We start from the raw sequence: 21,637 nt of genomic DNA, 5'->3' as shown, positions 1-21,637 counted from the left end.
TTCAAACGTCCCGCTCTCGCGGCCCGTTCCCCGGGGCACTCGTTCAACACTACTAGGTCTTCGTGGCGTTGTCAACCGGTTAATCCCGGTTGCTACCGTTCTGACCTGGTACGCACCCTCGTACTGGGCCCGCAGCGAACCACGGTCCCAAGATCAGAGGATTTGGTAGGACGGCCGCTAGCGGTTCTACCCGCTTGCCTCGCCCGTTTCCCTACCGGCTCGCAAAACATTACCCGCTGGTTTCCAGCTCCTCCAAATCGGGGTCTAGTGTCCCGCGTCTCCCCAGGTCAGCGCAGGGAAATCGGAAAGATGAGGGAGGCGCCGCCCGAAGGCGGCACCTCACCGAACCCCGCCTCAGGAGGCGACGAGGGCCTTCATCGCGTCCCCGAGCCCCCGGTGGAACGTCGGGTAGGCCCAGATCTGGCTGAGCAGGGTCGAGATCGGCACCTCCGCGTGCACCGCGACCGACACCGCCCCGATCATCTCGCCGCCCGACTGCCCCGCCGTCGTGCCGCCGACCAGCACTCCCCGGTCGGCGTCCGCGATCAGCTTGAGGAACCCCTCGTTGCCCGGCCCGTGGATGAACCCCCGGGAGGTCTGGTTCAACGGCACGTATCCGACCCGCACGTTCAGTCCCGCGTCCCGGGCCTGCTGCTCGGTCATCCCGACCGCGCCGATCTCCGGGTCCAGGAACGTGACCCGCGGCCGGGCCCGGTAGTCCGCGGCCGGCCCGCCCTGGCCGAGGATGTCGCGCACCGCGACATCCGCCTCGTACATCGCCATGTGGGTGAACGCGCCGTTACCGGTGACGTCGCCGACCGCCCACACCTTCTCGCCGGCGCGCATCCACTCGTCGGTGGTCAGGAAGCGGGCTGCCGGGTCGAGGCCGGCGTGCTCCAGGCCGAGCTCGCCGAGCCGGGCCGCCCGGCCGGTGGCGACGAGCAGTTTCTCCCCGGTCAGCACGCTGCCGTCGGAGAGCGTCACCTGGAACGAGCCGTCGTGCGCCACCTTCTGGGCGCGAACCCCGGTGACCACGCGCACCCCGTCGGCGGCCAGGGCGGCCGCGGCCACCTCGGAGGATTCCGGCTCCTCCATCGCGAGCACCCGCGGCGAACCCTCGATCACGGTCACCGCGACGCCGAACCTCGCGTACGCCTGGGCCAGCTCGCACCCGATCGCCCCGCCACCCAGCACCAGCATCGACTCGGGGAGCGTGGCCGCTTCGACGGCCTCCCGGTTCGTCCAGTACGGCGTACCGGAAAGTCCCTCGATCGGCGGGATCACCGCGACCGTCCCGGTGGCGATGACGATGCCGCGCGTAGCGGCGTACTCCTGGTCCCCGACCCGGATGCGGCCGGGAGCCGTGATGCTCGCCGTGCCCCGGACGAACGTCCCGCCCTTGCCGGTGAACCGGTCCACCGCGACCTTGTCGTTCCAGTCGTCGGTGGCCTCGTCCCGGATCCGCTTCGCGACCGGGGCCCAGTCCGGCTCGACCGTCGACTTCCCGGCGAGGCCAGGGATCCGACGCGCTTCGGCCAGCGCGTTCCCGGCCCGGACCATGATCTTGGTGGGGATGCAGCCCCAGTACGGACACTCGCCGCCGACCAGCCGGTTCTCGACGCCGATCACGTTCAGGCCGGCTGCGGCCAGACGGCCGGCGACCTCCTCGCCGCCGACACCGAGGCCGACGACCACCACGTCCACTTGCCGCGCTTCAGACATGCGCCCAGCTAAGCAGAAACAGCGCGAGCCGTTCTCTCATGTGCGTTCCGGCGGAACCGATTCTGAACCTACGCGGAAGCGGAAACACCGAGTAACGGACGGCCATGAGACGAGCGTTGGCTGGCGCTCATCCCATGGCCGTCCGCTCGTCGGACGGGAGCGTTCCCAAACCGGATTCGGGCAGCTCCGTCCTGGGTAAGCGACGCGAGGTCCACCGGTGAGACGTTTTGACGGACGCAACCAAACCGGTGGACCTCACATCATCACCACCGGGCCGGCCAGGCGGAACAACACACCCGGCGAGCCCGGCGGAGCTCAGTCCCGCAGCCAGACCGCCTCGTCCCGATGTGACTCCAACGGTCCGGGATAGTCGAGGCCGCGGCGCACCGAATCGGGTAGTCGCCAGGGCTGGTGCACGGCTGCCCCGTCGATGTCCTTCAGTTCCGGTACGTAGCGCCGAACGTACACGCCCTCCGCATCGAAACGCTGAGCTTGGCGAATCGGGTTGAACTTGCGGAACGGCCGGGTGTCGTTGCCGGTTCCGGCCGTCCACTGCCAGTTGCCGGAGTTGTTCGGCACGTCCCCGTCGAGCAGCCAGCGGAAGAACCACTGCACGCCGGGACGCCAGTCGATGCCCAGGTGCTTGGTCAGGAACGACGCGGTGATCAGCCGGGCGCGGTTGTGCATCCAGCCCTCGGCGCGCAGCTGGCGCATCCCGGCGTCGACGATCGGGACACCTGTCATCCCGTCCCGCCAGTGCTGGAGGCCGTCCTCGTCGTACCGCCACTCGGTGTCGGCCTTCGCGCGCATCGGCTCGGTGGAGAGGGTCGGGAAGGCCGCGGTGACCTGGTAGTAGAAGTCCCGCCAGCAGAGTTGACGCAGGAAGGCCTGCGCGCCGGGTGAGTCGTCGGCCTTCGCGGCGAGTGCCACTTCGAGCGGGGAGAGACAGCCGAAGCGCAGGTAGGCACTCAACCGGCTGGTGTTGTCGGCGGCCATGTCGTCGTGATCATCGTCGTACCGTGAAATCTGTCCCTGCCAAGCGCGGAGCCGGCGGCGGCCCTCGGTCTCGCCGCCGGGGATCGCATCGGGTGACTCGCCGGCGGGCAGCGAGGGCAGGCGGCCCGGCGCGATACCGGAAGGCATCGCGATCGTGCGCGGGCTGACGACCGATGCGCGCCATGCGGCACGTTCCCAGGATTTGAAGTACGGCGTGAAGACCCGGTACGACGCACCGCCCCCGCCCGGCCGCACCGCTCCGGGTGGCAGCACCGTCACGCCCGGCGCGATCTCCACCGGCAGCCGCTCGTCGCGCAGCCGCCCCTCACGCCGCTGGGCATAAGCGGACACGTCGCCCGCGACCATCACCGACGACGCGTCCACCTCCGCGGCCAGTCTCGCCGTCTCGGCCACCGGGTCGCCCTCCCGGATCACCAGGTCGGCGCCCCGGTCCCGGAGGTTCTGCCGCAGGTCGGCGAGGCTCTGGTGGAGGAACCGCAGCCGGTTGGCGGAGATCCCGTTCAGTTTCGGGTCGAGCACGAAGAGCGGCACCACCTGATCCGCGCCGACGAGCAGCGGATTGTCGTGGACCCGCAGGTCACGGGTGAACAACGCGATCCGGGTACCCACCTCAGGCCGCCAGCCGGACCGGAGTGCCGGGCCGGGTGAGCAGGCTGCGGACCGCGACCGCGGCCCGCCGGCGGTTCGGCACCGTGGCGCGGCGCGCGAAGACGTCGTAGCCCGCCGACTCGATCTCGTCGAGGATGCCGCCGTAGAGCTGGAACGCGGTGCGCATGCAGGCCTGCGAGGCCGGCTCGAGCAGCGGGATGCCGGGGGCGGCGGCCGCGTAGTGCTCGCGGGCCCGGCCCACCTCGGCGCGGATCAGCGCGCGGATCGCCGGGGTGGCCACCCCGGCGGCGAGCTCCTCGGGGGTGACGCCGAACTCGGCGAGGTGCTCCTGCGGCAGGTAGATCCGGCCGCGGGCGGTGTCCTCGGCGACGTCCCGGATGAAGTTGGTGAGCTGGAACGCGAAGCCGAGCTGGCGGGCCGGTTCACGGGCGGCCAGCGGGTCGGAGGAGCCCAGGATCGGCAGCATCATCGTGCCGATCACCGCGGCCGAGCCCTCCATGTAGTCGAGCAGGTCGGCGTAGGTCGGGTAGCTGGTCACGGTCAGGTCCATGGCCATGCTGCGCAGGAACTTCTCGAAATCGTCAAGGTCCAGCCCGAAGACGGCGATGGTGTGCAGGACGGCCGGCAGCAGCGGGTCGTCGACGTCCTCCCCCCGCAGACCGGCCAGGAACCCGGCGGACCAGGCGGTCAGCTCCGCGGAGCGCGCCGCGGGCGATTGCAGCTCGGTCCGGTCGACGATCTCGTCGGCGAACCGGGTGAATCCATACAGAGCGTGCACATGACGGCGCTTCCAGGCCGGTAGTAACCGGGTCGCCAGGTAATACGTGCGTCCGTGCTCGCGGTGCAGGTCACGGCAGCGCGCGTAGGCGGCAGCCAGATCGGTATCCATCCCGGTCCTCCCGGTAAATCGACGCACGAATCGACGCAACTTCCGAAAGTTAGGGTACGGTACTGAGCGTGGCCAATGACACCCTCGAGGGAAATCGCCGTCTTGGGGCGATACCCCGGCAACCGGCCTCCCACACCGGTCTGATCAGCGCCGTCGAGGGAACCCTCGCCGACTTCCTCGCCCCGCAGATCGCCGCGTTGGACGCCATCGATCCGTCACTCGGCGGATTCGGGCGCACCGCTCGCGACCTGGTGATGGCCGGTGGGAAGCGGCTGCGGCCGACGTTCGCGTACTGGGGATGGCGCGGCGTCGCCCGTCCCGGCACTCCTTCCGATCCGCTGCTGCCGGCGCTCGGCGCGCTCGAGCTGATGCACACGTTCGCCCTGGTGCACGACGACCTGATGGACGACTCGGACACCCGGCGCGGCCGGCCCACCGCCCATCGGATCTTCGGGGCCCGGCACGGCGCCCGGTTCGGCACGTCGGCCGCGGTGCTGGTCGGCGACCTCTGCCTGATCTGGGCCGACCAGCTGCTGGCCCGCACCCCGCTGCCACCGGCCACCCTGCTCGAGGTCCGCTCCCGGTACGACCGGATGCGCATCGAAGCCGTCGCCGGGCAGTACCTGGACGTGCTCGGCGAGACCGATCCGGAGTCCTGGTCGGTGGAGCGGGCCCTGCTGGTCGCCCGGCACAAGACGGCCAGCTACACGGTGCAGTGGCCGCTCGACTTCGGGCTGGCGCTCGCCGAGGTGGAGGACGCCGAGGTGGCCGAGGCGTACCAGGTCTACGGCATCGCCGTCGGCGAGGCCTTCCAGCTGCGGGACGACCTGCTCGGCGTGTTCGGCGACCCGGCGGTCACCGGGAAGCCGGCCGGTGACGACCTGAGCACCGGCAAGCCCACCGCACTACTCATGCTGGCCCAGCGGATGGCCACCCCGGCCCAACGCGACGAGCTGGCCACCGCCGAGATCGGCCGCAAGGCGCAGATCATCGCGGAGACCGGCGCGCCGGCCCGGGTCGAGGAGATGATCCGGGCTCGGGTCACCGAGGGCCTCACCGCACTGGCCTCGGCGCCGATCGACAGCGAGGCCCGGAGCGAGCTGATCGAGCTGGCCACCGTGGCGACACAGCGCCCGGCATGATGAACCCCCTCCGTCGTTCCCCTCTTTCTCATCCCTTTGGAGTCACGACGTGCGCACCGTCACCGGACCTACCGATCGCGTCGTCATAGTCGGCGCCGGCCTGGCCGGCCTGTCCTGTGCCTTGCACCTGGCCGCGGCCGGGCGCGAGGTCACCGTCGTGGAACGGGAGAAGGTGCCGGGCGGGCGGGCCGGACGGCTCTCCGTCGACGGCTTCGAGTTCGACACCGGGCCGACCGTGCTGACCATGCCGGAACTGATCGAGGAGCCGCTCGCGGCGGTCGGCGAGAAACTCTCCGACTGGCTGGAGCTGACGCCGGTGGATCCGGCGTACCGGGCGTACTACCCGGACGGCTCCACCCTTGACGTGCGCTCCGACACCACCCGGATGGCGGCCGAGATCGCCCGGGTCTGCGGCGCCCGGGAGGCCGACGGCTACCTGCGGTTCGTCGACTTCACCCGGAATCTCTGGCAGCTGGAGCGCGACCACTTCATCGACCGGAACCTGGACAGCCCGGTCGACCTGCTCAGCCTGAACCTGCTGAAGCTGCTCGGCATGGGCGCGTTCCGCAAGCTCCAGCCGAAGATCAACGACTACTTCCGTGACCCGCGTACCCAGCGGATCTTCTCGTTCCAGGCGATGTATGCCGGGCTCGCGCCGCACGACGCGCTGGCGATCTACGCGGTGATCGCGTACCTCGACTCGGTGGTCGGCGTGTTCTACCCCAAGGGCGGGATGCACGCGGTGCCAAAGGCCCTGGCCGGGGCGGCCGAGAAACACGGTGTCACGTTCCGCTACGACACCACCGTCGAGCGGGTGATCACCCAGAACGGCCGGGCGACCGGGGTGGTCACCGCCGGCGGCGAGCGGATTTCGGCGGACGTCGTCGTACTCAATCCTGATCTTCCGATCGCCTACCGCGACCTGCTCCCGGCCCGGCGCCAGCGCCGCCTCCGCTACTCGCCGTCCTGCGTGGTCCTGCACATCGGCTCGAACCAGGCCTATAGCAAGATCGCACACCACAACATCCATTTCGGTACGACGTGGAAGCGCACCTTCGACGAGGTGATCAACAAGGGGCTGCTGATGAGTGACCCGTCACTGCTGGTCACCAACCCGACCCGCACCGATCCGGCGGCCGCCCCGGCCGGCAAGCAGACCTATTACGTGCTCGCGCCCGCGCCCAACCTGGAGGCCGGCCCGATGGACTGGCGCGGCGGCCTGGGCGAGCGCTACGCCGACGAGCTGCTGCGCACGCTGGAACAGCGCGGATACATCGGATTCCGGGACGGCGTCGAGGTCGAAAGGATCATCACGCCGGCCGACTGGGCCGACGACGGGATGGCCGCCGGCACGCCGTTCGCCGCCGCGCACACGTTCGCCCAGACCGGACCGTTCCGGCCGTCGAACCTGCACCCGACGCTACCGAACGTGGTCTTCACCGGTTCGGGGACACAACCCGGTGTCGGCGTGCCGATGGTGCTCATCTCCGGAAAGCTGGCCGCCAGCCGGATCACAAGGGGAGTCTCATGAGCACCCGCGAACAACACCTCGTCGAACTTGTTGACGCCGACGGCCGTGCCGTCGGCTCGGCCACCGTCGCCGACGCGCATCAGGAACCTGGACGGCTACACCGGGCTTTTTCGGTCTTCTTACGGAACGCCGAGGGCGAAGTGCTGCTGCAGCAGCGGGCCGCGGTCAAGACCCGCTTCCCGCTGCGCTGGGGAAACACCTGCTGCGGCCATCCCGAGCCGGGCGAGACGGTCACGACCGCGGCCGGTCGCCGTCTTCAAGAAGAGCTTTCGGTACGAGGTGTCGAGCTGACCGAGGTCGGCGTCTACGCGTACCGGGCTGCGGATCCGGCCACCGGCCGGGTCGAGCACGAATACGACCACGTGCTGCTCGGATCCCTGCCGGACGGGGTCGCGCCCGAGCCGGACCCGACCGAGGTGGCCACGCTGCGCTGGGTCTCACCGTCGGCGCTGCGCGCTGAGATCTCCGCCGCGCCGGAGAAGTACGCCCCATGGTTGCCGGGCGTGCTCGAGGTTCTCGCGGAGCGATCGGTTGGCCGATGAGAGTGGTTCGCCACCTTCCTCGCCGCTCCCTCCGCTGAGCGACGCGGCTCCCTCCCGGCCGCCTTCAGTTCCTTCCTCGCCGGATTCCTCGCCGGTTGATGCGGGTTTGAGTGCCGGGGCGGCAGCGCGTCGTCTCGGCGTGGCGGTCACCACCCTGCGCACCTGGCATCAGCGGTACGGCCTCGGACCCAGCCGGCACGAGGCCGGGCACCACCGGCGGTACTCCGCGGAGGACATGGACCGGCTGCAGGTCATGCAGCGCCTCACCACCCAGGGCGTGGCACCCGCCGAGGCCGCCGCCTGGGCCCGGAACGCCCCGCTGGGCGGGCCGGCGCCCGCTCCCCGGGACGGCGGCTCACCACCCGCGGCGGCCTCGGTGGTCCGTGGGCTGGTGCGCGCCGCGACGCGGCTGGACGCGCCGGCCATGCGGGACATCCTCTGCACCGCCATCACCGAACGCGGCGTGGTGCCCGCCTGGACCGACACGATGGTGCCGGCGCTCGTCGAGATCGGTGATCGATATCGGGTCACCCAGCGCTTCATCGAGGTTGAGCACCTGCTGTCCCGGACCGTCACCGAGGTGCTCGCCACCGCGCAGCGGGCACCCGGCAATCCCCGGATCCTGCTCGCCGCGGCCGACGAGGAACAGCACACGCTGCCGCTGGAGGCGCTCACCGCGGCGCTGGGCGAGGCCGGGGTACCCAGCCGCTTCTTCGGGGCTCGGATGCCGTCGGTGGCGCTGCTGGACGCGATCGGGCGTACCGGGCCGGCCGCGGTGGTGCTCTGGTCGCAGCGCCCCGCCACCGGGACCGTCGACCAGCTGATCCGGGTCCGCGACGTTCCGCACCTGCCTCTGGTCGTCGCCGCCGCCGGTCCGGGCTGGCCGAGCGGCGATCTACCCCCCGGAATCACCCGGCTGACCGGCCTCCCCGAAGCGGTCCAACTCCTCGCCGCCATCTGACCCCCGACGTTTCCGCTGGTCAGAGGCGCGTGAACGAAAAAGGGGATACCGATTTGGAGACCGGCCGGTGGATCACATATGCTTTCCAAGCCTTCAACGGGGCGCGGTTGGGGCCAAGGCCACCAAGCGTTGCAGATCGGGTAGCCAACTCGGTGTGCAATGATGGCGGAGTTGCCCTCATCGTCTAGTGGCCTAGGACGCCGCCCTTTCAAGGCGGTAGCACGGGTTCGAATCCCGTTGGGGGTACTGGTAAGTTAGCGATGCAAGTCGCTGACGAACTAGGCAAGGATATACAGTAACAAAGCAAGGTCCTGTGGAGCAGTTGGAGTGCTCGCCGCCCTGTCAAGGCGGAGGTCGCGGGTTCAAGTCCCGTCAGGACCGCAACAACATTGCACGGCCAGGTAGCTCAGTTGGTACGAGCGTCCGACTGAAAATCGGAAGGTCGGCGGTTCGACCCCGCCCCTGGCCACCAGGCCTCTCGCCGGGCACTGAGCACCGTCCACCAGCTGAAAAGCGCGGTGGACGTTTTGCTTTCCAGGCCCATTCTTTTTTCGCTCACTCCACCATCGCGTGTGAAGTTGTGGTGCGCTCCGAACCCAAATCTCACACGCAGCGTGGGTCCCACCCTTGCGTGGGGAATTACGGCGCGCCCCGTGCCGCACGGCACACCAATCCGCAGCCCTGTGGCGATCTCCCGCGGCGTAGCTGCGAATCACGGACCCCAGCGCCCCCCCCGGTCCGTCGGCTGGCGCTCACGGCCGTCTCCCGGCCCACGAGGCAGCCCTCACCACCAGCCGGCCGTCGGTGGCGAAGCGCTCCCCCCAGCCTGTGTGGGGACTTGCGGCGCGCTCCGCACCTAAAAGCCCCACGCACCACGCGGCGCGCTCCTGCGTGGGGACTTACGGCACGCTCCGCACCCAAAAGCCCCACACACCACGCGACTCGACGTTGCGTGGGGACTTACGGCACGCTCCGCACCCAAAAACCCCACGCGACGCTGTGAGCGGCGGGCGAGAAAGGCGCCCGGCAGGAAGCCTGCCGGGCGCCGATTCGGAGTGCTGGAGGGGTGGTTACCAGCGGGTGGAGGAGACCAGGCGCTTGAGGACGTCGGCGGAGATCTCCGGGGTGTTGGTGGTCACGGCGGAGGCGGAAGCCGACGCCCACGGGTTGCCGGTCACCTCGCAGGCACCGTAGACGGCGCCACCGAGGGAGAGGCAGTAGTCGTTGTTGGCGCCGCCGTTGAGGCGGTCCGCGGCGGCTGCGCCGATCGGGTGGCCGGTGTTGAGGTCGAAGTACGCGCCGTACAGGAAGTCGTCGCCGTTGCCGCCGATGATCGAGTCGACGCCGTTGCCGCCAGTCAGCGTGTCCTTGCCGTCGCCGCCCGAGAGGGTGTCGGCGCCGGCCGCGGTGCTGTAGTACTGGTCGCCGTAGATCTCGTCGTCGCCGGCGTCACCGTTGATCCGGTCGTTGCCCGCGTAGCCGTAGATCAGGTCGTTGCCGACGCCACCGGAGATGACGTCGTTGCCCGCGTCGCCGGCGATCTGGTCCCGGCCGGCGTAGCCCGCGATCTTGTCGTTGCCGGTGCCGCCCCAGACCTGGTCGTTGCCCGCGCCGGCGTTGAGGATGTCGTTGCCGCTCTCGCCGAACAGCTTGTCGTTGCCGTTGCCGCCGTAGAGCTTGTCGATGCCGGTGTAGCCCTGCAGCTGGTCCGGGCCGTTGCCACCGATCAGGGTGTCGTTGCCGGCGCCGCCGTCGGCGAGCATGTAGATCGAGGTCTTGTTGGTGACCCTGTCGTTCTTGTCCCCGAGAGCGACGGAGATCTTCGTCGGCTTCTTCGAGGTGGTGCACTTCACCTTGGTCGAGTCGACCCGCTTGCAACCCTTGCCGGGCTTCAGGGCGACCTTGTCATCGAGCGTGACGGTCCGACCCGAGACCGTGATGACCAGCGAGTTCGCCTTGCTCATCAGGGCGTTGAACTTGATGGTGGTGCCGGACACCCGCGCCAGGCCGGCCGTGGCGGCCTGGGCCGGAGAGGCGAACAGGGCGGTCGCAGCGAAAACGGCGACGACGGTGGCGCCGACGGCGGTCAGTGACTTGCGATTGATCAAGAACATCGAGACATTCCCCCGTTGCGAGCGGATCAGGCGGTGTCGATCACCGCACGGGCCACATCGTAGAACGGTACCGTTCCGGCCCGCGTCCCCGTTTCGGCCCATTGATGGTCTCAACGTAAGTGATCGACACCACTGTCCTACGTGGAACCGCAGCCCACGGGGCACGGGTGCCCTCTTGAAGGTGGCCGCCCGCTCTATCAAAGTGTTATCGGACGGTCCCCACTGGATCCGGTTTTGCGAGGAGGGCACATCGCCGTGCAGACCTTCATGAACGAGACAGAACAGGCGGCCTACAACCTTGCGGAGGCGCTGAGCGAGAAGGCCATGACGAACATGAAGTTCGCCGAGGAGGCGGCCGAGGCGTTCCGCGCCGGCAAGATGGCGATGCGCCGGCAGTTCAAGGCACGCGGACTGTCCGAAGCGGAGGCTGACATCCGCTACTCCGGCACCGCGCAGGCGTCCAAGACCATCTCTGACAACAACTTCTTCATGTCACAGGCGTCGATGTACAACGCGGCCGCCGCGACGCAGTACGCAAAAGCGCTATACCACAAGAAGTAGTGACCGGAAGGTGTAGCCGGCCCGGGGCAGGTGCTCCCCGGGCCCGGATCAGGCCGCCCGGTGCCGCAGGGTCGCGACAGTGGAACCGGCCAGGGCGAGCAGGCAGTCCGGCAGCTGGCCGTCGGCGATCGCGGCGCCGAACAGCGCCTCGCCGGTCGGGAAGTCGCCGTTCACGTACGCGCTGACGAACCGGGCGACCCACCGCTTGTCATACCGTGCGTCGTCGATGCCGGGGAACTCCAGGGTCCAGCCGCCGCCGCCGGGCAGGCCACCGACCATCGTCGCGGCCAGGCACCACGCGACGTCCCACGCGCCGACCACCCCGTCCCGGTCCACGACCGCGTCGAAGGTACTGGCCACAGCATCGCTGTCACCGCTGAGAGCGCAGGTCAGGATCTGCGTGGCGTCGTCGAACGCATGCTGTGGTACTCCGGTCACGCACAGAACCGTACGTCGAACCGTCAAGGAACGCCCGTCGATCAAGAGGGTCAGGCGCCACGCAGCAGGCAGGTGATCCGAGCCGTGCAGACCCGCTCGCCGGACTCGTCCTCGAGGACCACCTCGTACGTGGCGACCGCACGCCCCCGGTGCACCGGAACCGCGATCCCGGTCACCAGCCCGGAGCGGGCCGCCTTGTGATGGGTGGCGTTGATGTCCACCCCGACCGCGAACGGCCGGTCCACGGTCTGCCCGTGCAGCACCGCCCCGACCGAGCCGAGGGTCTCCGCCAGCACGCAGGACGCCCCGCCGTGCAGCAGCCCGTACGGCTGGGTGTTGCCCTCGACCGGCATCGTCCCGACCACCCGCTCGGCCGTGGCCTCGGTGATCACGATGCCCATCCGCTCGGCGAGCGCACCGCCTCCATTGCTGGTGAACAGGTGCTGCATGCCGTCTGCCGCGATATCCACGACGGCGTACGTTACCCCCGGCCGATCACCGCACCAGCGATACCCGTCACAGCCGGAAAGACTGGCCCTTGCGCGGGCGGGGTAGTCATGTGGCGGTTGTGCCGGATGTCGTCAACGGGCACAGTCGTGCAGAACCCAGCAGAGGAGACGCTATGAGCGAGCCGCAGGAGATCGTCGAGACCCGGGGCGACGACCGCGTCGACCTGATCACCAGTGACGCCAACGGCGACGGCAAGATCGACGTGTGGGTGTCGGACACCGACGGCGACGGCAAGCCGGACCTGTTCCAGTTCGACACGGACGGCGACGGCAAGGTCGACGTGACGATGGTGGACCTCGACGAGGACGGCACGCCGGACACGATCGTCGACGGCGACGGCGGGCTGCCGCCGGCCACGGTCTGAGTCAGGCGCCGCCCAGCGCGGCGAGTGCGACCCACAGCACGGCGATCGCCAGCGCGGCGGTGCCGATAGTGGAGGCGGTGTGCCGCCAGGTACGAGCGCCCACGACCGCTTCCGGGTGGCCCAGAGCCACCAGGGCGGCGCGGTGTGCACGGACCTCGAGGTGGTACCGCCCGACGTCGTCCGGTGCCCGGCTGAGCTCGACCGCCAGCCGGGCCTGGGCACGCTGCAATCGTCGTACCGAAGCTCGGGCTTTTCGTCCTTTCTTGTCGGCGGCGTGCCGCCGGGCCGCGGCCCGCAGCGAACCGGAACCGAGCGCCAGCAGCTCGCCCTCGGTGATCATTTCGGGGTCGTCGAGACCGGCCAGCCGGGCCACGTAGTACTCCGCCTCGCGGTCGTGCGCGCGGCGCACCAGATAGAGGATCAGCAGCAGCGGCGGCAGGCCCTTGAAGGCCAGGACGGCGAGCAGCGCGACCGCGCCGTTGCCCAGCCCGTCCCGGAGCAGCGGCGAGTTCCACAGCACGTGCGAGGCCCAGGCGCCAAAGAGCGCGAGCCCGGCCACGGTGATCCGGCGCCGTCGGCTCCGCTCCGTGTTGACCACCAGATAGCCGACGCCGGCCCCGGCCAGCGCGCCGAACAGGGTGTGGCTCCAGACCCCGGCCAGGAATCCGCGGACCAGGAATGTGGTGATCACCGGCTGGACCTCGTCGCCCTGCCCGGCCATCGCCACCGCGCCGATCGCGAAGACGATGTCCTCGACGATCTGGAAGCCCAGCCCGACCAGCGCGCCGTAGACCACCCCGTCCAGCACGCTGTTCACCTGGGAGCGGGCGATCAGCACGATCGCCACCACACCGAGCGTCTTGGCGATCTCCTCGACCGACGGCCCGGCCAGCGCGGCGCCCCAGTCGGCGGCCAGCCCGGGCGAGCCCAGCTTGGCGATCAGGTTCTCCAGGGCCACGCTGCCCGGGATGGAGACCGTGGTGGCCACCAGGCCGCCCCAGGCGAACGCCACCACGAGCAGGCCGGCCGGTTCCCGCTCCAGGAAGTCGAGCTCCTGGACGAAGAGCCAGAACGGTACGGCGAGCAGCGCGAACAGCCCCACCGCGGTGACCGTGGCGAGCGGGTAGGCCGCCAGGAACCGGTGCAGGATCTGTGACATCCGCACCGCCCCGGCCGCGAGCAGCGCGCTGACCACCCAGAACGCGGGTGTCCGGAGCAGCGCCGCGGGGCCCGCACCGGGACGAACCGGCTCGCTCACCGAGTGCCGTCGAAACGCAGCGTGCGGGTGCTCGCCTCGATGGCCGGCAGGGTGCGGCCCAGGTCGAGGTCGGCGCCGCTGACGGTGACCTCGATGGTCAGGCCGTGCACGACGAAGACCGCGTACCGGCCGCCGCGGTCGCCGGCGGTGTAGCCGCCCTGCAGCCCGGCCAGCCCACCGGCGGTGGAGACCGCGAGCTGGGTGCCGGTGACCTGATATCCGGAGGTGCCGGTGATCCGCTGACGCAGCCGGTGGGCGGCCGCGGTCAGGTCACCGGAGAAGGGTTGGACGGCGATCGCGTACCGGACCGGGCCGAGCCGGAACAGCGCGGTGCCGCGGTCCTCACCCGGCCGGGTCCCGGTGACGTCCAGGGTCGCACCGTCCGGGGGCACCACGGTGACCCCGGCAGCGACCCGGTACGGCGTGTCGTCGGGCAGCGATCGTTGGGCCGAGACGGCGCGATCCACCGCCGGCAACCCGAAGGCGAGCGCGGCCAGGACGGCGACCAGAACGAACGCGCCGAGCAGTCCGGGTGTGCTGGGGAGATCGGTGAGATGACGCCGCGTGACCGTCCCCATCCGTACACGCTAACCAGGCTTCCCGGTGATGTCCGGTGATCCGGGCGTACGGCCATTGTGGAGGGACGATCAACCTGGCAGATTACGGATTTGTCCGTTTTACCGAAAGGTGCTCGGGTGGCACGACTGAGGTCAGCCACACCCCGTTCTCGCTGCAGTGGAAGACGTGTCCGCCGGCCGCCATCGTCGCGGCCGCCACGGAGAGCACCACGACGTCGGCCGAGCGCCGCCCGCCGACCTTGAGGGCGGTCGGCACGTCCACGGACAGGTGCACGTGGTGCCGGCTGCGCGGCCGCAGCCCGTCCCGCATGATCGAAGTGAGGTTCTCCCGCGGGGTGCCGTGATAGAGCGTCGGCGGCGGGTCGGCTGGCGGAAGGTCGAGATCGACCTCGACCCGCCGGGAGTGCCCCTGGCTGGCCCGGATCCGCTCCACGCCGTCCGCGCCGATGGCCACCGCGAACCGGGACTTGTCGTTGAACGCCACCACGGCGTCCAGCTCCGCGCGGCTGATCCGCAGAGCAGTGAGAAACGTGTCGACCGGCACCCAGCCGCCGGTGTCGAGGGTCAGACCGGCGGTCTCCGGCCGGTGCCGCAGCACCAGGGACATCCGGCGACTGAGCCTGACTTGATCTTTCGTAAGGGTTGTCATGGGACTTGCTCCATGACCGCAAGGTAGTACGGCCGGTCCTTCTGGTCGACCGATTTCAATCGCCACCCGGTGCCGTCGATCAGCTGCTCCAGCTCGTCGACCGAGCAGTTGAGGTAGTCGAACCAGTCGCTGGCCACCATCCGGTAGCGCAGCCGCAGCCGCAGCTGGCCGCCGAGCCGTCCCCGGGCCCGGTTCCGCTCGTGATAGCCGACGTGCACCGGATCCCTGGTCCCGTACGGGTCGGCGCCCTGCGCCAGGATCCGCGCGCCCGGGTTCGCCAGCCGGGACAGCGCCTCCAGGAAGGCCGGCGCGCGCTCCGGGCCCTCCAGCAGGCCCAGGTTGTTGCCGAGCAGCAGGAAGGTGTCGTAGCGGGCGGTGGCTCGGGCGTACCCGTCCACGGTGCTCAGCACGGTGTCGCGCAGGCCGCGCCGGCGAGCCACCTCGATGGCGCCGGCCGAGGTGTCCAGGCCGGTCACCGCCATGCCACGGCGTTGCAGCTCGAGCGCTATCCGGGCGGCGCCCACGCCGATGTCCAGCACGTGCCCGCGACACCGGCGCAGGGCTCGGTGGTCGTGTGGCTGCCAGTCGTCCGGCTCGTCCAGGTAGTGATCGGCCGGGGCCCCGTTGATCAGGCCGTCGTCCCGCTCGATCACTTCGATCACCGGCCGGAACAGACGTCCACCGGCCAGCGGGCGCGGCCCGATTCCGGTCCGCACCGCGTACGCGTCTTTGATCATCTCGCCGAAGGCGTCGCCGATCATCGGCTGCTCCATAGTCATTACTCTTCGGTAATCGACAGTGCTGAAGCAACTCGCCACGGCTGTCGCCGGGACTTCGAAAACGCGTCGTATCCTGCCCGCACCCGGCTCGTTGATCTAGCAGACGGGTGAGCCGGGAAGATCAGAGCCAGGGAACGAAGAAGGGGCGATACGCCTTCCCCAGCGCACGCCCCTTACAACGATCTAGGTCGAACCGGTCAGTCACCCTGCCGCTGCGTGGGAATCTGTCCCTGCAGCAGGGCGCGAACCTCCGACTCCCGATAGCGACGGTGGCCGCCCAACGTGCGAATTGCGCTGAGCTTGCCCGCCTTCGCCCACCGGGTGACGGTCTTCGGGTCGACTCGGAACATCGACGCCACCTCGGCCGGCGTTAGTAGCGGCTCAGGATCGTGCGTACGCGATGCCATCGGTCACTCCTCCACAGGTGCCTAAAAACATCGGCCGGGGTCCCGCCGGCCGGTGCGTCTCTCATGGTCCGGCTAGTCCCCGATGTCCGACATGGGCCGAACGGACGAACGTCCCCAGATAGACGGATGAAGCATGCCCGATTTTTACGTGTTTTCTACGCCAGATAGTGCCGCGTTTAGTCCGATTATCACGCTTCGCCGGGCGGCGATCACGAAGAGTGTTCGCCTTGGGAGCGCTCTAACCGGCGGGAGAACTTACCGGTCTGTCCCGTTTCCGCAGGTCAGTTGCTGCGTTCGAGAAGCTGGACACTTCGCCACCTAGCGACCAATTTTTCGTACGCCTCACTGGCCGCGTCGGCGTCACCGCGGGACAACGCCGAGAGTCCGGCGGCCACCAGTCCGGGTGAGTCATCCTCGCGGAGCTTGTCCTCCGGAAGGAGGTTGACCAGGCCGCCGTAGTCCAGCTCGACCACCGAGCGGGGATGGAACTCCTCCAGCCACCGGGTGCCCTCCTCGACCGCCTCGGTGATCGGGGCGTCGCCGAGCGACTTGCGCAGCACCGAGACCGCGCGATGAGCCCGCCGCCGGGCCTTGGAGATCTCCGTGCGGTAACGCAGCGTGCGCCGCCGGCCGGTGAGCGCGATGTCCCGCTCCTCCAGGTCGACGAAGGCGAACCAGCGCAGCGGCACGCCCCAGGTGGCGATCTGCTCGTGCACCCGCGGCACGCCCTGCTCCAGCACCTTGGCCCCGCTGCGCCAGTCCTCCACCACGGCCTTGGCCTGCCCGGCCAGCACCGGCGGGACGAACGCGTCGGCCAGCACGGCCGGCACCCCGTCCCGGGCGGTCAGCGCCGCCTCGGCGACCCGCAGACGCAGGTTCCAGGGGCAGATCAGCAGGGAGTTCTCCCACTCCAGCACGTACGCCTCGTCGGGCAGGTCGGGCAGCCGGGTCCAGCCGGCCCCGAGCGCCTCGAGCACGGCGGTGCGCTGGCGGACCGGCCCCTCGATCGGTCCGAGATCCCGGCCTTCCTTGGCATAACGGCGCCAGAAGACCTGCCGCTCTCGGTCGAAGGCGGTCAGTGGCTCGTAAACCCGTAGGTACGACGCGAACAGTGACGGCACGGCGCGATCCTTTCACGGATTCGCCCGGGTGGAACTTCCCGCGCGGGCGTAATCGCCGTGCCATTCCCGCGACTACGCTCGGCTTGTCCGGCCTACCCCGCCGGGTTCAGGGCCCCACGAAGGCCCACACACGCAGAATCAGGGAGAGCAGCGATGGGTGTGTTCGACACCGACGGCAACGAAGCCTCCGGGCACGAACAGGTCGTCTTCTGTCAGGACCGGGTGACCGGCCTGAAGGCGATCATCGGGATCTACTCGACGGCCCTCGGGCCGGCGCTGGGCGGCACACGGTTCTATCCGTACGAGAGCGAAGAGGCCGCGCTGGCCGACGTGCTCAAGCTGTCCCGCGGCATGGCGTACAAGAACGCTCTCGCCGGCCTGGACCTGGGCGGCGGCAAGGCGGTGATCTGGGGCGACCCGGCCACCGGCAAGTCCGAGGCGCTGCTGCGGGCGTACGGCCGGATGGTCGAGTCGCTGAAGGGCCGCTACTACACCGCCTGTGACGTCGGCACGTACGTCCCGGACATGGACGTGATCGCCCGGGAGACCCGCTACGTCACCGGCCGCAGCGTCGAGCACGGCGGGGCGGGTGACTCGTCCGTGCTGACCGCCTGGGGCGTCTTCCAGGGCATGCGCGCGGCCGCCGAGCACGTCTGGGGCAGCCCCACGCTCTCCGGGCGCACGGTGGGCGTCTCCGGCCTCGGCAAGGTCGGCAAGTACCTCACCGGCCATCTGATCGACGACGGCGCCACCGTGATCGCCACCGACGTCAGCCCGGCCGCCCTCGAGTGGGCCCGCACCACCCACCCGGAGATCGTCCTGGTGCCGGACAACGCCACGCTGATCGCCGCGGACCTCGACGTCTACGCGCCGTGCGCCCTGGGCGGCGCGCTGAACGACGACACCATCCCGGTGCTGCGCGCCAAGGTGGTCACCGGCGCGGCCAACAACCAGCTGGCCCACCCGGGCATCGGCAAGCTGCTGGACGACCGCGGGATCCTCTACACGCCGGACTACGTGGTCAACGCCGGCGGCGTGATCCAGGTGGCCGACGAGATCGAGGGCTTCAACTTCGAGCGGGCGAAGCTCCGGGCGACCGGCATCTTCGACACCACCCGGCGCATCCTGCAGCTCGCCGGCGACGAGGGTGTGCCGCCCGCCGTGGCCGCCGATCGGCTCGCGGAACGACGGATGGCGGACGTCGGCCGACTGCGTTCGATCTACCTCGGCTAAGGCGTTCCGAGGCCTGCCGCGCGGCGCTGGAAAAAGAGAACCGCGACGCGCGGCAGTGTCACACGCAACCCGAGGTGCCGAACGCGCCGTCGTCCATGTACCGTAAGACCCACGAGAGATGCCTGACGTCATCGGGGCCCGCCTTCGGGCTGCCCCGAATTCTGTGCGAGGGGGTCGAGCCATGGGGCGCGGCCGTGCTAAGGCCAAGCAGACGAAGGTGGCGCGGGAGTTGAAGTATCACTCCCCGAACACCGACCTCACCGCCTTGCAGCGCGAACTGGCGGGTGCCGGTAAGTCGAATCATCATTTCGACGACGACAACGACGAGCTCGTCGACGATGATGAGGATGACGACGCGGACGACGACCAGGATTCCTGGTCGCCGACAAGGCGCTGACCCGCATCGCACAGAGCACAGGGTCTGACTTGTGCTCCTCCTGCGTGTAGTGGTCACCTTCCTACGGTTGCACTGATGCCCACGCGGGCCACCCCCGCGTGGGCTTCGACCGCCCGATCTTCAGCGTGGGCGGTTGTTCCAGTTGTAGAACGTAGGAATGTTCTCAAAGTGATTCCAGGCGCAGACCGCCGAGCCGCTATCGCTCGCTGCCTCCTCTGCGCGCTGCCGACGGGCCTCCTCCGCCTCCGCGATGAGCGCGGCCAGCCCGTCCCGGGTCTCGTGCACCCGTGCGGCCACCGGATCCTCCACGCCGTCAGACGGCCGTGGCTTCGTGATCTCGGGCATGGTCCAGCACTCCCTCCAGTAGGCGAATCTTGCTGTTCCGGCAGTGGTTCGTCTCGGTGCCGTCGAACCGGCCGTGTTCGAAGTAGCGGTTGGCCGCGTGCGCGCCGCCGCAGAAGCCGAAGTAGGGGCAACTCGTGCGGCACGCCTCCACCCCGTTCAGGAACTCGCTGATCCACGGTGTGGACGTCGCCTCGGCGAGAATCCGGCGCAGCGGGGTGGTCAGCACGTTGCCACTGGTGAAGTCCCCGTACCGGAGATCGTGAAAGCCGGCCAGCTCGGGTGAGAGCAGCACCACCGAGCCGTCGTAGGCGATGGTCGGGATCGGGTCGAGCTGTCGGGGCAGCAGCGCGTCGGCGGTGCCGTCGAGGACCGCCGCGGCGTACCGCAGGGTCCACTCCACCTCGCGCAGGTGGATGCTTGGAGCCTTGCGCCACGCGGCGACCAACTCGGCCCAGAACGCGCTCACCGCGGCCGGGTCGTGCTGGTTCAGCCGGAGGTTGACGCCCTCCTGCTCCTCGACGTTGATGCCGAGCACCTCGCAGCCCAGGCCGAGGAAGAACTCGTACAGCTCGGTGGCCATGCCGGGACGCGGGTCGGAGACCACGCACAGCGTCGAGAACGGGATCCCGTGCCGCTGCAGCGTCCGGATCCCCTTGGTGATCAGGTCGTAGGCGGGCTTGCCGCCGCGGTCGACCCGCTCGCCGTTGCGCTCCCGCGGCCCGTCCACGCTCACGCTGACCCGGACGTCGTACTCGGCGAAGAACTCGCACCAGGCGTCGTCGATCAGGGTCGCGTTCGTCTGCACGTGGTGTTCCACGGCACCGCCGAACGGCGCGAACAACGCGGCGAGGTGGGTGGCGCCGGCCGCGAGCGGCTCACCACCGTGCCACACCACGGAAAATCTTCCGGTACGGGCGAGGTCGGCGACCTCGGCGGCCACCGCCTCGGCCACGGCGACCGGCATCTTCCGGTTCTCCCGCCGGAACGGGAGGTAACAGTAGCCACAAGCCAGGTTGCACAGAGTAGTGGGCTGCATGACGACATAACCCGGCTGCGCGGCTATGCCCCGCATCCCGCTCCACGTGTCCGCCATCGCGCACCTCCCGTAGGCACCTGTCGAGCAGGGCCAGGCTAGGCCTCGCGGTCCAGCCCTCAATGCGAAAGATCCGTATGTGCCGGACATCGGCACACACGGATCATTTCATGCTCTGCCCGTCACGAACCAGACTCGCGATCACGCGGCCGGTGATCTCATACCCGGATCACAGCCGGCGTCACGCCCTGTCGCGGACATGATCACCACGGTGGGTCAGCCCCGGGTGTAGGACCCCATCATCTGCACCTGGCCGGTGCCCTCGAGGACCTCGCCGACCTGCCAGGCCTCGACACCGCGGCCGGCCAGGTAGGCCATCGCGCGGTCCGCGTCGTCCGAGGAGACGACAGCGAACATGCCGACACCCATGTTGAAGGTGGCCTCCATCTCCGAGTCCTCGATCCGGCCCTTGGCCTGGATCAGGTCGAAGATCGGCTGCGGGCGCCAGGTGGAGCGGTCCACCACGGCGTCCATGGTGCCCGGCAGGACCCGGTTCAGGTTGCCGGGGATGCCGCCGCCGGTGACGTGCGAGAACGCCCGCACGTCGGTCTCCTCGATCAGGCCCAGGCAGTCCTTGGCGTAGATCTTGGTGGGGGTGAGCAGCTCCTCGCCCAGGGTGCGCGAGGTGCCGAAGTCGTCGACAACGGTGTCCAGGCGCATCCGGCCGGCGCCGAGCAGCACGTGGCGGACCAGGGAATACCCGTTCGAGTGCAGGCCGGACGAGCGCATCGCGATCACCGCGTCGCCGATCTCCACCTTCTGCGGGCCGAGCAGCAAGCTCTCCTCGACCACGCCGACACCGGTGGCCGAGACGTCGTACTCGTCCGGGCGCAGCACGCCCGGGTGCTCGGCGGTCTCGCCACCGAGCAGGGCACAACCGGCGTACCGGCAGCCGTCCGCGATGCCGGCGCCGATCTCAGCGATCTTGTCCGGCACGACCTCGCCACAGGCGATGTAGTCGAGCAGGAACAGCGGCTCGGCGCCACAGGCCACCAGGTCGTCGACGACCATCGCGACCAGGTCGATGCCGATCGTGTCGTGGATGTCGAGCTGCTGGGCGATGACCAGCTTGGTGCCCACGCCGTCGGTGGACGACGCCAGGATCGGGCTCTTGTACTTCGCGGTGTTGAGCTTGAACAGCCCGGAGAAGCCGCCCAGGTCGCCGATCACCTCGGGCCGGGTGGTCTTCTTCACCTTGGCCTTGAGCAGCTCGACGGCCCGATCGCCGGCGTCGATCGAGACACCGGCCGCCGCGTACGTCGCGGAGCGCTTGCGCGGCCCGCGGCCGGCGCCCGCCGTCCACGGCTGTCGGTCGCCGCCCTCAGCGCCGTTCGATCCGGCACTGCGCTCGGACACGTGCGTCACGGTTCTCCCCTT

23 protein-coding genes and 3 tRNA genes are annotated in these 21,637 nt (G+C 69.6%); 11 read left to right on the top strand and 15 right to left on the bottom strand.

Annotation, left to right across the window (positions count from 1 at the left end):
* Positions 1-354: 354 nt before the first annotated feature.
* The 3 genes from Apa02nite_RS14260 to Apa02nite_RS14250 form a co-directional block, all read right to left on the bottom strand.
* Positions 355-1,722, bottom strand: a complete 1,368-nt coding sequence (locus Apa02nite_RS14260) for a dihydrolipoyl dehydrogenase family protein (RefSeq protein ID WP_203825400.1) — start codon at positions 1,720-1,722, stop codon at positions 355-357.
* A gap of 315 nt (positions 1,723-2,037) precedes the next feature.
* Positions 2,038-3,348, bottom strand: coding sequence for a cryptochrome/photolyase family protein (locus tag Apa02nite_RS14255; RefSeq protein WP_203825399.1), 1,311 nt, complete (start codon positions 3,346-3,348; stop codon positions 2,038-2,040).
* A 1-nt stretch (position 3,349) separates the two neighbouring features.
* A complete protein-coding gene (locus Apa02nite_RS14250) occupies positions 3,350-4,237 on the bottom strand; it encodes a phytoene/squalene synthase family protein (RefSeq protein WP_203825398.1) in 888 nt (295 codons plus the stop codon).
* A 68-nt stretch (positions 4,238-4,305) separates the two neighbouring features.
* Between Apa02nite_RS14250 and Apa02nite_RS14245 the strand changes: the two genes are divergently transcribed.
* The 7 genes from Apa02nite_RS14245 to Apa02nite_RS14215 all read left to right on the top strand — a co-directional run bounded on the left by Apa02nite_RS14245 (position 4,306) and on the right by Apa02nite_RS14215 (position 8,885).
* The gene (locus tag Apa02nite_RS14245) at positions 4,306-5,379 is read left to right on the top strand and encodes a polyprenyl synthetase family protein (protein ID WP_203825397.1); all 1,074 of its coding nucleotides are present in this window, start codon (positions 4,306-4,308) and stop codon (positions 5,377-5,379) included.
* A gap of 49 nt (positions 5,380-5,428) precedes the next feature.
* Entirely contained in the window at positions 5,429-6,910 is a 1,482-nt protein-coding gene (crtI, locus tag Apa02nite_RS14240) for a phytoene desaturase family protein (RefSeq protein WP_203825396.1), read from the top strand.
* On the top strand, positions 6,907-7,452 hold the full coding sequence (gene idi, locus Apa02nite_RS14235) for an isopentenyl-diphosphate Delta-isomerase (protein ID WP_203825395.1): 546 nt from the start codon (positions 6,907-6,909) through the stop codon (positions 7,450-7,452). The genes crtI and idi overlap by 4 nt, the downstream gene beginning before the upstream one ends.
* Before the next feature lie 106 nt (positions 7,453-7,558).
* Positions 7,559-8,413, top strand: a complete 855-nt coding sequence (locus Apa02nite_RS14230; protein ID WP_203825394.1) for a MerR family transcriptional regulator — start codon at positions 7,559-7,561, stop codon at positions 8,411-8,413.
* A gap of 173 nt (positions 8,414-8,586) precedes the next feature.
* A tRNA-Glu gene (locus tag Apa02nite_RS14225) sits at positions 8,587-8,659 on the top strand.
* A 61-nt stretch (positions 8,660-8,720) separates the two neighbouring features.
* Positions 8,721-8,794, top strand: a tRNA-Asp gene (locus Apa02nite_RS14220).
* Between the two features lie 14 nt (positions 8,795-8,808).
* A tRNA-Phe gene (locus tag Apa02nite_RS14215) sits at positions 8,809-8,885 on the top strand.
* Between the two features lie 598 nt (positions 8,886-9,483).
* Here Apa02nite_RS14215 and Apa02nite_RS14210 read toward each other — a convergent pair.
* A complete protein-coding gene (locus Apa02nite_RS14210) occupies positions 9,484-10,527 on the bottom strand; it encodes a calcium-binding protein (protein WP_203825393.1) in 1,044 nt (347 codons plus the stop codon).
* 255 nt (positions 10,528-10,782) lie between these two features.
* Here Apa02nite_RS14210 and Apa02nite_RS14205 point away from each other — a divergent pair, with 255 nt between their 5' ends.
* Positions 10,783-11,088: a hypothetical protein gene (locus tag Apa02nite_RS14205; RefSeq protein WP_067684725.1), complete on the top strand. Its 306-nt coding sequence runs from the start codon at positions 10,783-10,785 to the stop codon at positions 11,086-11,088.
* Positions 11,089-11,136: 48 nt separating this feature from the next.
* Here Apa02nite_RS14205 and Apa02nite_RS14200 read toward each other — a convergent pair whose 3' ends face one another.
* Positions 11,137-11,526 (bottom strand): hypothetical protein, encoded by a 390-nt coding sequence (locus Apa02nite_RS14200; RefSeq protein ID WP_203825392.1) that lies wholly within the window; start codon positions 11,524-11,526, stop codon positions 11,137-11,139.
* A gap of 50 nt (positions 11,527-11,576) precedes the next feature.
* Positions 11,577-11,975, bottom strand: coding sequence for a hotdog fold thioesterase (locus tag Apa02nite_RS14195; protein WP_067684721.1), 399 nt, complete (start codon positions 11,973-11,975; stop codon positions 11,577-11,579).
* A 173-nt stretch (positions 11,976-12,148) separates the two neighbouring features.
* Here Apa02nite_RS14195 and Apa02nite_RS14190 point away from each other — a divergent pair, with 173 nt between their 5' ends.
* Entirely contained in the window at positions 12,149-12,400 is a 252-nt protein-coding gene (locus Apa02nite_RS14190; RefSeq protein WP_067684719.1) for a hypothetical protein, read from the top strand.
* Between the two features lies 1 nt (position 12,401).
* Here Apa02nite_RS14190 and Apa02nite_RS14185 read toward each other — a convergent pair whose 3' ends face one another.
* From Apa02nite_RS14185 to Apa02nite_RS14160, 6 genes are all read right to left on the bottom strand, one after another.
* Positions 12,402-13,658, bottom strand: a complete 1,257-nt coding sequence (locus Apa02nite_RS14185) for a PrsW family intramembrane metalloprotease (protein ID WP_203825391.1) — start codon at positions 13,656-13,658, stop codon at positions 12,402-12,404.
* A complete protein-coding gene (locus Apa02nite_RS14180; protein WP_067684715.1) occupies positions 13,655-14,236 on the bottom strand; it encodes a hypothetical protein in 582 nt (193 codons plus the stop codon). Before Apa02nite_RS14180 ends, Apa02nite_RS14185 begins: the two co-directional genes overlap by 4 nt.
* A gap of 82 nt (positions 14,237-14,318) precedes the next feature.
* A complete protein-coding gene (locus tag Apa02nite_RS14175; RefSeq protein ID WP_203825390.1) occupies positions 14,319-14,885 on the bottom strand; it encodes an RNA 2'-phosphotransferase in 567 nt (188 codons plus the stop codon).
* Positions 14,882-15,658, bottom strand: coding sequence for a class I SAM-dependent methyltransferase (locus tag Apa02nite_RS14170; protein ID WP_373872934.1), 777 nt, complete (start codon positions 15,656-15,658; stop codon positions 14,882-14,884). Before Apa02nite_RS14170 ends, Apa02nite_RS14175 begins: the two co-directional genes overlap by 4 nt.
* A gap of 203 nt (positions 15,659-15,861) precedes the next feature.
* Entirely contained in the window at positions 15,862-16,071 is a 210-nt protein-coding gene (locus Apa02nite_RS14165; RefSeq protein ID WP_014687221.1) for a BldC family transcriptional regulator, read from the bottom strand.
* A gap of 281 nt (positions 16,072-16,352) precedes the next feature.
* Positions 16,353-17,192, bottom strand: a complete 840-nt coding sequence (locus Apa02nite_RS14160) for a DUF8083 family protein (RefSeq protein ID WP_067684708.1) — start codon at positions 17,190-17,192, stop codon at positions 16,353-16,355.
* Positions 17,193-17,345: 153 nt separating this feature from the next.
* On the opposite strand from Apa02nite_RS14160, the gene Apa02nite_RS14155 reads away from it, so the two are divergent.
* A complete protein-coding gene (locus Apa02nite_RS14155; protein ID WP_203825388.1) occupies positions 17,346-18,425 on the top strand; it encodes a Glu/Leu/Phe/Val family dehydrogenase in 1,080 nt (359 codons plus the stop codon).
* Between the two features lie 181 nt (positions 18,426-18,606).
* Positions 18,607-18,822: a DUF3073 domain-containing protein gene (locus Apa02nite_RS14150; RefSeq protein ID WP_067684704.1), complete on the top strand. Its 216-nt coding sequence runs from the start codon at positions 18,607-18,609 to the stop codon at positions 18,820-18,822.
* Between the two features lie 120 nt (positions 18,823-18,942).
* Here the strand turns inward: Apa02nite_RS14150 and amcA are convergent, their stop codons facing one another.
* The 3 genes from amcA to purM form a co-directional block, all read right to left on the bottom strand.
* The gene (amcA, locus tag Apa02nite_RS14145; protein ID WP_067684702.1) at positions 18,943-19,167 is read right to left on the bottom strand and encodes a multiple cyclophane-containing RiPP AmcA; all 225 of its coding nucleotides are present in this window, start codon (positions 19,165-19,167) and stop codon (positions 18,943-18,945) included.
* Entirely contained in the window at positions 19,136-20,239 is a 1,104-nt protein-coding gene (gene amcB / locus Apa02nite_RS14140; protein ID WP_203825410.1) for a cyclophane-forming radical SAM peptide maturase AmcB, read from the bottom strand. The genes amcA and amcB overlap by 32 nt, the downstream gene beginning before the upstream one ends.
* Positions 20,240-20,476: 237 nt before the next feature.
* Positions 20,477-21,625, bottom strand: coding sequence for a phosphoribosylformylglycinamidine cyclo-ligase (gene purM, locus Apa02nite_RS14135; RefSeq protein ID WP_067684698.1), 1,149 nt, complete (start codon positions 21,623-21,625; stop codon positions 20,477-20,479).
* Positions 21,626-21,637 lie beyond the last annotated feature (12 nt).

Source organism: Actinoplanes palleronii (genome assembly GCF_016862315.1).
In the GTDB taxonomy this organism is placed as follows: Bacteria; Actinomycetota; Actinomycetes; order Mycobacteriales; family Micromonosporaceae; genus Actinoplanes; species Actinoplanes palleronii.
The sequence above is the reverse complement of the archived record's forward strand: the minus strand, read 5'-3'. Positions and strand labels throughout refer to the sequence as shown.